General features: G+C 68.7%; 9 protein-coding genes and 1 pseudogene. 7 read left to right on the plus strand and 3 right to left on the minus strand.

The window, feature by feature from the left end:
- Positions 1 to 4 precede the first annotated feature (4 nt).
- Positions 5 to 58, minus strand: a pseudogene (locus ABZ857_RS05185) (hypothetical protein); the annotation flags it as partial.
- Between ABZ857_RS05185 and ABZ857_RS05190 the strand changes: the two are divergent.
- Positions 44 to 916: a WD40 repeat domain-containing protein gene (locus ABZ857_RS05190; protein WP_357037767.1), complete on the plus strand. Its 873-nt coding sequence runs from the start codon at positions 44 to 46 to the stop codon at positions 914 to 916. The pseudogene ABZ857_RS05185 and the gene ABZ857_RS05190 sit on opposite strands and share 15 nt — an antisense overlap.
- A 115-nt stretch (positions 917 to 1031) precedes the next feature.
- Here ABZ857_RS05190 and ABZ857_RS05195 read toward each other — a convergent pair whose 3' ends face one another.
- Positions 1032 to 2060, minus strand: coding sequence for a LacI family DNA-binding transcriptional regulator (locus ABZ857_RS05195; RefSeq protein WP_357037769.1), 1029 nt, complete (start codon positions 2058 to 2060; stop codon positions 1032 to 1034).
- 437 nt (positions 2061 to 2497) lie between these two features.
- Here ABZ857_RS05195 and ABZ857_RS05200 point away from each other — a divergent pair, with 437 nt between their 5' ends.
- The 6 genes from ABZ857_RS05200 to ABZ857_RS05225 all read left to right on the plus strand — a co-directional run bounded on the left by ABZ857_RS05200 (position 2498) and on the right by ABZ857_RS05225 (position 11134).
- Entirely contained in the window at positions 2498 to 4579 is a 2082-nt protein-coding gene (locus ABZ857_RS05200; protein ID WP_357038404.1) for an alpha-galactosidase, read from the plus strand.
- Entirely contained in the window at positions 4576 to 5526 is a 951-nt protein-coding gene (locus ABZ857_RS05205) for a sugar ABC transporter permease (RefSeq protein ID WP_357037772.1), read from the plus strand. Before ABZ857_RS05200 ends, ABZ857_RS05205 begins: the two co-directional genes overlap by 4 nt.
- A 10-nt stretch (positions 5527 to 5536) precedes the next feature.
- A complete protein-coding gene (locus tag ABZ857_RS05210; RefSeq protein WP_357037775.1) occupies positions 5537 to 6427 on the plus strand; it encodes a carbohydrate ABC transporter permease in 891 nt (296 codons plus the stop codon).
- Positions 6428 to 6476: 49 nt separating this feature from the next.
- Positions 6477 to 7841: a sugar ABC transporter substrate-binding protein gene (locus ABZ857_RS05215; protein WP_357037778.1), complete on the plus strand. Its 1365-nt coding sequence runs from the start codon at positions 6477 to 6479 to the stop codon at positions 7839 to 7841.
- Positions 7842 to 8085: 244 nt separating this feature from the next.
- A complete protein-coding gene (locus tag ABZ857_RS05220; protein WP_357037781.1) occupies positions 8086 to 10806 on the plus strand; it encodes a CBM35 domain-containing protein in 2721 nt (906 codons plus the stop codon).
- A 139-nt stretch (positions 10807 to 10945) separates the two neighbouring features.
- Positions 10946 to 11134, plus strand: a complete 189-nt coding sequence (locus ABZ857_RS05225; RefSeq protein WP_357038427.1) for a hypothetical protein — start codon at positions 10946 to 10948, stop codon at positions 11132 to 11134.
- 56 nt (positions 11135 to 11190) lie between these two features.
- Here ABZ857_RS05225 and ABZ857_RS05230 read toward each other — a convergent pair whose 3' ends face one another.
- On the minus strand, positions 11191 to 12582 hold the full coding sequence (locus ABZ857_RS05230) for a PepSY domain-containing protein (RefSeq protein ID WP_357037784.1): 1392 nt from the start codon (positions 12580 to 12582) through the stop codon (positions 11191 to 11193).
- Positions 12583 to 12606: the final 24 nt, after the last annotated feature.

Raw genomic sequence — 12606 nt, forward strand, 5'->3', positions numbered from 1 at the left:
CCTTTCCGTCCGGGCTGAACAGCGTGTGGTAAACCGCTCCGATGTGTGCGTCCGGCAGGGTGCCGAGCCTCCTGCGCGACCGCACGTCCCAGACACCGGGCGGCTCTGGAACACCAGGCTCCTGGCCGAGGTCGGCGACCCCATCACGCTGAGCACAGCCGAGACCGCCTTCGAGCGCGACTCCCGGGTCCTGTCCTTCAGTCCCGACGGCAGTCTGCTTACGGCGGCCGTGGGGGACGAACTCCAGCAATGGACGACACACGCCGAGCGGGCTCCGGCTCTGCCAGCGGGCACGCTCGCCGTCTCCCCCGACGGCCGAACCGTCGCCATCGAGGAAGCCGGGAGGCTCGTGCTCAAGGACAGAGCCTCTGGCCGCCGCACGGGAGCCCCGTTGCCGCTGCCGGACGCGGCGATGCGGCGGATCGCCTTCAGCCCGGACTGGCGCACGGTCGCGATCTCCAGCGAGAACGACATCCGGGTCTGGGATCCGGCCACCGGACGCCCGCTCAGCCCGGTCATGACCGGGCACGGTGAAGGCTATTCGGGGTACGACCCGGACGGCACGGTCGTCACCGGGCCGATCGACGGCATCGTCGACATGGCCTTCAGCCCCGACCGCACCACCTTGGTCTCCGCCGGAGTGGACGGGGTGCTGCGCTTCTGGGACGTCGCGACCGGCCGCTCCACCCGGGAGGCCGCGTACGTCGAAACCGTGAGAATCGACAGCCGCGGCCGGCACGCGGTGACGCTCGCACTCGATCCCACAGACGAGAGCTTCGGCGAGGTCAGATTGTGGGACCTAGCCACCCGCAGGCCAGTCGGCACACCGTGGCCGGCGCACGCCGGCGGCGCCGACGCCGCCGCGTTCAGCCCCGACGGGCGCATCCTGGCCACCGGGGGCTGCGGTTCGAACTGAGGGGTCCTGACCCGCGCGTCGGAGGTCGAGGGACAAGTCCTCTGACGAGAGGAGCAGCTGAGAACATAAGCCAGAGCAGGAGCGGCCTCGAAGAGCCGGGAAGCGGGGAGATTCCTCAGGCGCTTCCGCCCTGGAATATCTCGGTCGGTATCAACACTCCCGGGCGCCCGGTGGGCCCCGCGTCGATTTCGGCCTGGCATCGATCGATCAATTCGCCGGCGACCTTCTCCAGCGGAATCCGTACGCTCGTGATGGTCGGCTCGGTGATCAGTCCCATCGCTCCGCCGTCGAAGCCGGTGACCGCGATGTCGCGGCCGGCACGCAGGCCGAGGGAATGACAGACGTTGACCACGACGGCGGCGATGGAGTCGCTGCTGGTCACGATCGCGTCAGGCCGCCGGCGCCGGCTCAGTATCCGGCGTACGTGGTCACGAATCGCGTCGCCCGAGCCCTGGAAGATGTCGTCGTCCGTCGCCTCAAGCCCGTGGCGGTCCAGACCCCGCTGGAAGCCGTGGAGTCGTTCGCGCTTCCAGTACTCGTCGCCCTCGGCCCCCACGTAGGCGAACCGGGCGTATCCCTTCGCGACCAGGTGGTCCATCAGCATGGCCATGCCGTGGGCATTGTCGATGTCGACCCACTGCTGGGGGAGGTCGGGGGCGAGGCGGCCGAAGGACACGAAGGGAAGCGTGCCGCGCGCCAGCAGTCGGACGCGGGGGTCGTCCACCTGTGATTCCGAGATGATCAGTGCGTCGATGTTGCCCCGGGCGATCAGCTCGGTGAATACGGACAAGGGGTCTTCGTCGGTATGCGTGAATACCAGAATCTGGTAGCCGCGCCGGGCCGCCGCCTTTATCAGCGCCTGGAGGAAACTGAGGGTGAAGCCTTTCACCGTCTCCAGTTCCTCGCCGGACATGTGGTAACCGATCTGCATGCTGCGCCGGGAGCGCAGGGTCTGGGCCGCGCGATTCGGCTTGTATGAAAGCGCTTCCATCGCGGCCATCACGCGGGCCTGCGTCTGCGTCGAGAAGTAATCCTTGCGGTCGTTCAGCACATTGGAGACCGTCTGTCGCGAAACGCCGGCGAGTTTTGCGACATCGTCGATGCTGGGGCGGCGGACTGAGCGACGATCGTTCGCGCCGGCCATTTTCCCCCGATCGGCTGTGTCTGACATTCGCACCACTCATGGTGTCGCGGGCGCCCGGACCCAAACGCCTCCGGACTCTAGCACGCACCGCAGGCCCCGGAGAGGGCCGCGCAGACCGGCGGAGCGCCACTCCGTACGCCCCCCGAGTGAACCGCGGAGGACATCTTGACGTAACGCCGGTGTCATGTCACTCTCGGCTCCATTGAACGTTACATGTGAGCGCAAACACACTCCATCACCCCCATCGAGACATGTAGCCGGGCCACAGGCTCTCGGCGGTTGACGCGTGGCCTGATTCGGATGAAAAGGACGTAAGTGTGGCAATCGTGGAAACTGTCGTCGAGGCGGGAGATCCTCACTCTGGTACGAGCGACGAGGTCGCGGCGCGGCCGGACGGGCGCGGAGCCGACGGCTTAGTCCACCTCCAGGCGGCCGGGGTGAGCCTGGTGCTCGACTGCCGCGGCCCCCGGCTGCCACGGGTGCTGCACTGGGGACGCGCGTTGCCCCACGCGTCGGACGCGGACCTTTCGGCGTTGGCACTGGCTTCGCTGCCGGCGACGGTACCGAACTCGCTCGACACGCCGGCTTCGGTGGCGGTGGTGCCGGAGCCGGCGACGGGGTGGTTCGGTCTGCCCGGTGTCCTGGGCCACCGCGACGGCCGGCATTGGTCGCCGCTGTTCGAGACGGAGCACGTCGGCCTCCACGACCGCGGCGCCGGCGAGGGTGGCGAGGTGGCCGTCCTGGCGTCGGACACCGGCTGCGGGTTGTCCCTCGAACTCCGCCTCGACCTGACGGCCGACGGCGTGCTCCGCATGCGAGCCGCGCTCCGCAACACCGCTTCCGGGTGGTACACGCTCGACGGCCTGGTGATGGCTCTGCCGGTGCCGGCGGAGGCGACCGAGCTGCTCGACTTCACCGGCCGCTGGAGCCGGGAGCGGGACCCCCAGCGACGCGCGTTCTCGGCCGGTGCTCACGTCCGGGACGGGCGACGCGGGCGCACTGGTTCGGACGCGTCGTTCATCCTGGTCGCGGGCGAGAAGGGGTTCGGGTTCCGGTCCGGCCAGGTGTGGGGCGTCCACGTCGGATGGAGCGGCAACCACCGGACGTACGCCGAGCGGCTGCCCACCGGAGAGTCGGTCGTCGGGGGCGGCGAGCTGCTGCAGAGCGGCGAGGTCCGGCTCGCGCCCGGCGCGTCGTACGAGACCCCATGGGTCTACGCCGCCCACGGTGACGGCCTCGACGAGATGGCCGCCCGCTTTCATCGCCTGGTGCGGAGCGGGCGGGGCGGGCGGGGCGGACCGCGACCGGTGATCGTCAACACCTGGGAGGCCGTCTATTTCGACCACGACCTGGGCCGGCTCACGGCGCTGGTCGACGCGGCCGCCGAGGTCGGCGCCGAGCGGTTCGTGCTCGACGACGGCTGGTTCCGGGGCCGCCGCGACGATCGGGCCGGTCTCGGCGACTGGTTCGTGGACGAGACACGCTGGCCGGACGGGCTGCACCCGCTCGTCGAGCACGTGCGGGCCCGGGGCATGGACTTCGGCCTGTGGGTCGAGCCCGAAATGGTCAACCCCGACTCGGACCTGGCCCGCGCGCACCCCGACTGGATCATGGCGACCGAAGGCCGGCAGCCCCCGCCGGTCCGTCATCAGCAGGCTCTCGACCTGCGCCGGCAGGAGGCCTACCAGTACATCCTGGAGCGGCTGGACGCGCTCGTGAGCGAGTACCGGATCGCGTTCCTGAAGTGGGACCACAACCGCGACCTCATCGACGCGGGCGTACACGAGCAGACCAGGGCGGTCTACCGCCTCATGGACGAGCTGCGGGCGCGCCATCCCGGGCTGGAGATCGAGTCGTGCTCGTCGGGCGGCGCCCGGGTGGACCTCGGCATTCTCGAGTGCACCGATCGTGTCTGGGCCAGCGACTGCATCGACGGCATAGAGCGGCAGGCGATCCAGCGGTGGACGGCGTTGCTCCTGCCGCCGGAGCTGATCGGTTCACATGTGGGGTCGGCGCGCTCGCACACCACCGGACGGACGCAGAGCCTCTCGCTGCGGGCCGGTACCGCACTGTTCGGCCACTTCGGCATCGAGTGGGACCTGACCGCGGCCTCCGGCGAGGAACGCGCGGAGCTGCGGCGGTGGGTGCAGCTCTACAAGCGGATGCGCGGCTGGTTGCACCGCGGTCTCGTCGTACGGGCCGACCATCCCGACCCGGCGCTGTGGCTGCACGGAATCGTGTCGGCGGACCGCGATCAGGCGCTGTTCTCGGTGGTGGCGATGGCCACCGGCGCCCGCACCCAGCCCGGACGGGTCCGCATCCCCGGACTCGACCCGCATCAGCGCTACCGCGTGAATCCGCTGGCCCCGGGCGACAGTCCGGGCACCACCGCGGTGACCCCGAACCCGTGGCTGGCCGAGGGAGTCGTGGTCACCGGCCAGGTGCTGGCGGAGGTCGGCCTGTCCGCCCCGCCGCTCCACCCCGAACAACTGCTCCTGCTGCACATCACGAAGGCATGACCGTCATGAGGACCAGCACCGAACGGCAGCGCGACACGGCGGCGCCGCAGCCTGACACGTCCCCGCCGCAGCCCCGGCGCCGGGCGGGCGACCTGCCCGTCGCGATGGTCTTCCTCCTGCCCGCGGCGGTCGGCTTCGCCGTCTTCTACCTGTGGCCGACGCTGCGGACCATGTACCTCAGCTTCACCGACTACAGCCTGCTCGCCCCGCCGGAATGGGCCGGCTTCGACAACTACCGGCGCGTGTTCGGCGACCGCCTGTTCTGGAACTCGCTCAAGGTCACGGTCGAGTACGTCGTCATCAACATCGGGGTGCAGACGATCGTCGCCCTCGGCATGGCCGTGCTCATGCACCGGCTGACCCGCTCGGGGCTGATCCGGGGCATGCTGCTGCTGCCGTACCTGGTCGCCAACGTGGTGGTCGCACTGATCTGGTACACGATGCTCGACGCTCAGCTCGGCATCGTGAACCAGGCGCTGGAGTGGATCGGCCTCGACCCGGTGGCCTTCTTCGGAGAGACGAGCACCGCGATCCCGACCATCGCGCTGGTCAACGTCTGGCGGCACATGGGCTACACCGCTCTGCTGATCTTCGCCGGTCTGCAGGCCATCCCGAAGACCGTGTACGAGGCGGCGGCGACCGACGGCGCCTCCGAGGCGAGGATGTTCTGGCGGATCACCCTGCCGCTGTTACGGCCGGCCCTGGCGCTCGTACTGGTGCTGACCGTCATCGGATCGTTCCAGATCTTCGACACGGTGGCCGTCACCACCAAGGGCGGGCCGATCAACGCGACCCGGGTGATCTACTACTACATCTACGAGCAGGCGTTCCAGCGCTTCAACTTCGGTTACGCCGCCGCCATCTGCGTCGCCCTCTTCGCGATTCTCGCCAGCCTCGCGCTGCTCCAGCTCAAGCTGCTGCGCGCCGGCGAATCGGACCTGGACTGAGAGGCAGGCCATGAGCCACACACCGAGACAGCTGAGCTGGCAGCGGACGGCGGCCTGGGCGATCCTCGTGCTGTTCCTCCTGATCACGCTGCTGCCGTTCTACTGGATGCTGCGCATCTCGCTGTCCAACAACCGAACCCTCTTCGCGAACCCGAGTTCGCTGCTGCCGACGGACTTCACGTTCGGCGCGTTCAAGCGGGTCCTGGGCATCGCGACGCTGGCGGAGGCCAACGCGGAGGGCGGCTCCGGCGCGAACATCAACTTCTGGCGCTACCTGGCGAACTCGGTGGCGACCTCGGCCGTCATCACGGTCTGCCAGGTGTTCTTCAGCGCCATGGCGGCGTACGCGTTCGCCCGGCTGCGCTGGCCCGGACGGGAGAAGGTCTTCTTCGTCTTCCTCACCGCACTGATGGTCCCGCCGATCTTCACCGCGTTGCCCAACTTCGTGACCGTCAAGCAGCTCGGGCTGCTCAACACGTACGCGGGGATCGTGCTGCCGTACCTGTTCATGACGCCGTTCGCGGTGTTCTTCCTACGGCAGTTCTTCCTCAACATCAGCAGGGAGGTGGAGGAGGCGGCGATCGTGGACGGCGCGGGACACGCGCGCATCTTCTTCCGGTTGATCGTGCCGATGAGCTCGGCGCCGATCGCCACCATCTCCCTGCTGGTCTACATCGGAGCCTGGAACGAGTACTTCTGGCCCCTGCTCGTGGGGCAGGAGGACGGCGTCCGGGTGCTCACCGTGGCACTGGGCATCTTCCGTGCCCAGACTCCGCAGGCCGGACCGGACTGGTCCGGGCTCATGGCCGCGACGCTCCTGGCCGCGTTACCGGTCATCGCGCTCTTCACCATTTTCGGACGATGGATAGTCAACTCCATCCAGTTCTCCGGGATCAAATGATCCCTCTCCGAACCACCCTCATCCCCCCACCGCAACAAGGAGATCTGGCATGAGACGGATAAGGCGCCTCGCCGCTGTCGCGACGATATTTCCGCTGGCCCTGGCAGGGTGTGGCAGCGGCGGCGAGAGCGGGGACGGCGGCGGCGCCGCCGGCACCGCGAAGACCGAAATCAGCTATTGGCTGTGGGACTCCAACCAGTTGCCGGCCTACCAGGCCTGCGCTGACGCGTTCCACGCCGCGCACCCCGAGATCACCGTGAAGATCTCACAGTTCGGCTGGGACGACTACTGGACCAGCCTCACGACCAACCTCGTGTCCGGAACCGCGCCGGACGTCTTCACCAACCACCTGAACTACTACCCGGAGTTCGCCGGCAAGCATCAGATCCTGCCGCTGGACGAGTTCGTCGCGGCCGACGGCATCAAGACCGACGCCTACGCCCCCGGCCTCGCCGACCTATGGGTGTCGGCCGACGGCAAGCGGTACGGCCTGCCGAAGGACTTCGACACGATCGCGATCTTCTACAACAAGAAGATGCTCGCCGACGCCGGCATCACCGAGGACCAGATGAAGTCGCTCACCTGGAACCCCAAGGACGGCGGCACCTACGAGAAGATCATCGCCCACCTCACCGTCGACAAGAACGGCAAGCGCGGCGACGAGCCGGGCTTCGACAAGAAGAACGTCAAGGTCTACGGCCTGGGCCTGGACGAGAACAACGGCGCCGGTGTCGGCCAGCAGATGTGGAGCATGTACGCGCTGTCCACGGGCTGGCAGTTCACGGACAAGAACCCGTGGGGCACCAAGTTCCGGTACGACGACCCGCGCTTCCAGGACACGATCGCATGGTGGCGCGGGCTGATCGACAAGGGGTACATGCCGAGCCTGGCCATCGCCCGGTCCGGCACCAGCGTCAACGACGGCTTCGGCGCCGGCAAGTACGCGCTGTCCACCAACGGCTCCTGGATGATCAACACGTACTACGGCTACGACAAGGTCGAGGTGGGCACCGCGCCGACGCCCATCGGCCCCTCCGGGAAGCGCGCGACCATCTACAACGGTCTGGCCGACTCCATCTACGCCGGCACCAAGCACAAGGACCAGGCGTGGCAGTGGGTCAAGTACCTGGCGTCCGCCGACTGCCAGAAGACGGTCGGCGACAAGGCCGTCGTCTTCCCGGCGATCCCTGAGGCGCTCGCCATCGCCGAGGAGAAGTTCAAGGCCAAGGGCATCGACATCAGCGCCTTCACCGTGCAGATTCACGAGAACACCACGTCGCTGTTCCCGATCACCGACCACGCCAGCGACGTTGCCGCGATCATGGGCCCGGCGATCGACGCGGTGCTGAGCTTCGAGGCGGAGCCGTCCTCGCTCAGCAAGGCCAACGACGAAGTCAACGCCCTGTTCCAGTAGCGCGCGGCGTGCCACCTGCCGGCACGAACGCCCGTGGGCAGTAGATCACCGCCACCGGCGGAGCAGGAACACGCGAGACCGAGTGAGAGAACGCGGTGAACCGGCCGAGAAACGCCTGTCCAAGGGCTCGGCCGGCCACCTTCGATCACCAAACCCCTACCCCATTGGCCGGCAGTTGGAGAGCCAGAGGAGAGGCATGTCCAAGTTACCAACACATCGGCGAGCACGGCGAATCATCGCCGCGGTGACAAGCACGTTCGCCCTCGTCGCCGCAGGGGCGACGGCGGCGGTTCCCGCCCACGGAGACGGCCCGGCGGCCCCGCGGCTCGTCGTCGACCTCGGCCAGCGGACCGGCGCGTTCCGCGGCGCCGCAGGCGGAGCGCTGTACGGGCTGAGCGACGAAGGCGTGCCCAGCGACAACACGCTGGAGCCGCTGCGGGTGGCCACGGTCAACCAGAAACCCCCTGCGGGCGCCCAGCACCCCAACGGCGACGCCTTGTCGGTGGCGCCCTCGTTCTTCCGCAACGGCGGCAAGTACATCCAGATCAACGTCCAGGACATGTACGCGCAGTGGACGTACGAGAACGCGGGCGGGGTGATCCCCTGCAATCAGGTCTGCTTCGACAACTACATGCAGAAGCTCGCCTGGGTGGTCGACCAGGTCAAGAACAGCCCGTACGCCGACCGGATCGTCTACGTGCCGTTCAACGAGCCGGACGGGATCTGGTACGGCACCTCGACCGGCAACGCCGCCCAGTACCAGACCCGGATGGCCGCCCTGATGGCGCACTGGAAGGCGGCCGTCGAGTACATCCGCGAGCACCACAAGGGCGCGCGGGTCATGGGCCTCAACGACGCCACCTTCCGGGCCCGCAACTACGGTGACTTCCTCACCTACGCCCGCGACAACAACGTGCTGCCCGATTTCGTGTCCTGGCACCAGCTGGAGTCCGGCAGCCTCAACCCCGCCGGCGGCAACTACTACCGCACCAACTACCGGACCTACCGGAACCTGGAGCAGGAGCGAGGCATCTCCCCCATCCCCATCAACATCAACGAGTACGGCGGCAACCGCGACCTGACGGTGCCCGGCCAGCTCATCCAGTATGTCGCCATGTTCGAGGACACCAAGGTCGACGCGGGCGGCAAGGCGTACTGGACCGCGGCCGGACTGCTCGGCGGTGACGTCGTCGAGACCAACAAGCCCGGCGGCGGCTGGTGGTTCTACAAGATGTACGCCGACATGGCCGGCGGTGACACCGTCAAGGTCACCCCGCCGACCCCGACCACCCTCGACAAGCTCGAAGGCATCGCCTCCATCGACGACAGTCGCAGGCAGGCGCGCATCGTGGCCGGTGGCGGAACGTCGAACGCCTTCGACGTCGTCATCGACAACATCGACAAGGAACTGTTCGGCGACAAGGTCAACGTGACCCTGGCGGCGACCACGTGGAGCGGCCAGAACTCCGACGCCCCGCCGCCGACCGTGCTGCTCGACAGCGACTTCACCCCCGAGAACGGCTCGCTGACGATCCCGGTCCGGGGGCTCGGCGTCAGCGGCGACGGCGGGACGAACATCGACCTGATGTCGGCGTACGAGATCGTGCTGTCGCCCGGCGGCGCCGGCACCCGCCAGTCCGTGGACCTGCCCTGGCGAGCCTCGTACGAGGCGGAGCTGGCCACCGTCACGGCCGGGACGATTCAGACCTTCGGCACGCCGTCGAACTGGAACGCGGCGGCCACCTCCGGCACGCGCCACGTCGGCAGTCTCACCCAGAGCGACAGCGCGGTGACGTTCGACGTGAACGTGCCGAAGGCCGGTGCGTACAAGCTGAGCATCCTGTACGCCAACCAGACCGGTCAGCCCGCCCAGCAGGTGCTCACGGTCAACGGTGGTGAGGCGCGGTTCGTCGACTACCAGGCCACGCTCAACTTCCAGTGGCGCACCCGCAAGGACGTGGTGGTCCAGCTCCAGGCGGGCGCGAACCAGATTCGCCTGGCCAAGTCCCATCCCGGGCTGGGCACCGCGGTCGGCCAGGCGACGCTGGACCGCATCGACCTGGAACCGGCCTCCACCGGCCCGGTCACCCGTGACTACGAGGCCGAGCGGTCGCAGACCAAGGGCGACGTGACCTACGAGTACGACCAGCAGAAGCAGTCGGGGGCGGGCTTCCTCACCCTCAAGCGCGGCGGCGAGGCCATGTTCACCGTGTACGCCGAGGAGGACGGGTACTACGACCTGGAGTTCCGGCACAACAGCCCCGGCAAGCCGGGGTCGATCACCGCGAACATCGGGCTCGACCGGCGCGCGGTCGACGGTGCGGTGCTCCGGGCCAAGCCGGGCGGCGGCACCTTCTGGAAGAGCGACCGGCACCGGCTGTTCCTGTCGGCGGGCGTCAACCGGGTGACGGTGGAGCCCACCGGCCCCACGCCGGTGCGCCTCGACAAGGTGAGCGTGACCTCGGCGACGTCCGGACCCCGCCCGGTGCAGGTGATCGAGGCCGAGTCCGCCGCCCGGTCCGGCTCGGCCGCGGTGGACAACCACGGCTACGCCTCCGGAGGGAAGTTCGTCGGCTGGATCGGACAGGGGCCGCAGAACCGGCTGACCCTCACGGTCGACGTGGACAAGGCGGGTGACTACATGCTCGTCGTGCACTACGCCAACGACGAGCGGAAGTCGGGCCACGTCTACAACGCCGACATCATCTCGCGCCCCCTCGACATCTCCGTCAACGACGGGAACTCGAAGCGGTACTGGTTCAAGAACACCTGGTCCTGGGGCAACTGGTGGGCTCGCGGCGTACCGGTGACCCTGAAGGCCGGCACGAACACGATCAGCGTGTACAACGATCCCGCCAACGGCGCGAAGGCCCAGGGATGCCCGGCACCGTGCATCTCCGAGCTCGACAGCCAGTGGGCGCCCAACCTCGACAAGTTCGACATCGCGCCGATCAAGGTCGGCTGATGCGGCACCCCGGGGCGGGAGCGGCGGTGGGACAGCCGCTGCCGCCCCGGGCTCTGAGCAGCCTGATCAGACCGCGCACGGCGGCCGGGATCACGAATCTCCCAGGATGGCCGCCTAACCTCGGGCTTTCACGGCGAATTTGAGCAGGCTTGATCGTTTAGGCGAGCCACGCGCCGGGCGCGGGCGGCTGGTCCCCCTCGACATCGACGCCACCATCGTCATCGCCCACTCCGACGAACAGCAGGCCGCGCCGACCTGGAAGAAGACCTTCGGGTTCCACCGCGCGCCGGCCCTGTTCCCCCGGCGTACCGCCATCCTCGGGGGGTGATGTAGCCGGAGCCCGGGTCCTCACGGGTCCGGGCTCCGGCTGCACAAGCGATGCCCCTAGCCGGTCATCCTGGAGCGGAGCCCGAGCAGGGTGTCGATCACCAGGAACGCGGCCAGGGAAATGCCCATCAGGGGCAGGAAGTACCCCACGACGAGGGCGAGCAGGGCCAGCGGCGCCAGGACTCCCCAGTGCACACCCCGCCAACCGCCGCGGGGGTAGGGCCTGCCGAAGCCGCGGGTCGGACGGCGCCGCCACCACATCCGGTAGCCCAGCACGATCAGCGTGATGAGCCCGACCGCGATCGCGGCCAGGACGATCTGGTTGACCAGGCCGAACAGCAGCCCCATGTGCGCGTCGATGCCCCACCGGGTGAGCTTGGCGGCCAGCGGATAGTCGGCGAACCGCAACGCGCCCACGATGTACCCGGTCGCCGGGTCGACCGCCACCTGGTCCAGCCGCGTGGGCGCGGTCTTGTCGATTTCCTTGGCGATGTAGGGGCTTCCGGTTTCGCCAGGCCAGGTAATCTCCAGGGGGCCGGACAGCCCCGTGCCGGTCGCGACCTCCAGGACCCGGTCCACGCCCACGTCAGAGTTCAGGTCGACGTTGTGGTGGCCCATCGAGGCGTGCGCGGCGTGGTCGAGGGGAGCCGCGCTGATCGACGGGGTCGCCCAGCCGAAGGCGGCGCGTAGTTCGTCGATGTTCGCTCCGGCGTACTTCGACCAGGTCAGACCGGTGGCGGACAGGAACAGCACGCCCAGCACGGCCCACAGGCCCACCGAGCCGTGCCAGGACAACGTGCGGCGCAACCCGGTGGCGGCGCGGTCGGGAGTGAGCAGGCCGCGCAGGCGCCGGCCGTCGCGGCGACGCCTGCTCAGCCACAGCGCCAGCCCGCCGAGGGCGACGACCCACAGCCAGCTGGCGGCCAGCTCGCTGTAGATCCGCCCGGGCTCTCCCAGGTGGAGGCGACGGTGCAGGTCGGAGATCCAGGCGCGTACGGGCAGTGCGCCGGAGCTGCCGTAGCTTTCCAGCGTGCCGCGCACCTGACCGGTCCCGGGGTCGACGAAGACCGCCATCTGGGTGCTTTCGGGCAGGTTCGGCACGTCCAGCAGCACCCTGGTGGTCAGGCCGGGCTCGGCCGCGGGCTGTACCGCGGTGACCTTCCCCTCGGGAAGTGCCTGGCGGGCCGCGGTGACCTGCTGATTGAGGGGAAGGCTGGTCTGGCTCACGGGTGCGGTGAGCTCGTGCCGGTAAACGACCTTTTCGATCTGAAAGGAGACGGCGTACAGCAGACCCGTGGTCGCGGCGACGAGCAGGAAGGGGGCGATGAGGATTCCGGCGTAGAAGTGCAGGCGCAGCACCAGCGGGCGCAGCGCCGCCCAGGTCGCACGCCTGGGGTGGGGAGGCCGGGCCGGATCGACGGCATGCTGAATGTCAGCGGTAGAAGTCATGCGGGTTCTCCGTTCAAGGCGAGC

The sequence above is a fragment of the Microbispora sp. NPDC046933 genome, assembly GCF_040644635.1.
Lineage (GTDB): Bacteria > Actinomycetota > Actinomycetes > Streptosporangiales > Streptosporangiaceae > Microbispora.

Bases quoted from the DNA above. Each gene is read 5' to 3' on its own strand.
- ABZ857_RS05195 (WP_357037769.1), bottom strand. From the start codon at position 2,060: ATGGCCGGCGCGAACGATCGTCGCTCAGTCCGCCGCCCCAGCATCGAC.
- ABZ857_RS05230 (WP_357037784.1), bottom strand. From the start codon at position 12,582: ATGACTTCTACCGCTGACATTCAGCATGCCGTCGATCCGGCCCGGCCT.
- ABZ857_RS05215 (WP_357037778.1), top strand. From the start codon at position 6,477: ATGAGACGGATAAGGCGCCTCGCCGCTGTCGCGACGATATTTCCGCTG.
- ABZ857_RS05205 (WP_357037772.1), top strand. From the start codon at position 4,576: ATGACCGTCATGAGGACCAGCACCGAACGGCAGCGCGACACGGCGGCG.
- ABZ857_RS05210 (WP_357037775.1), top strand. From the start codon at position 5,537: ATGAGCCACACACCGAGACAGCTGAGCTGGCAGCGGACGGCGGCCTGG.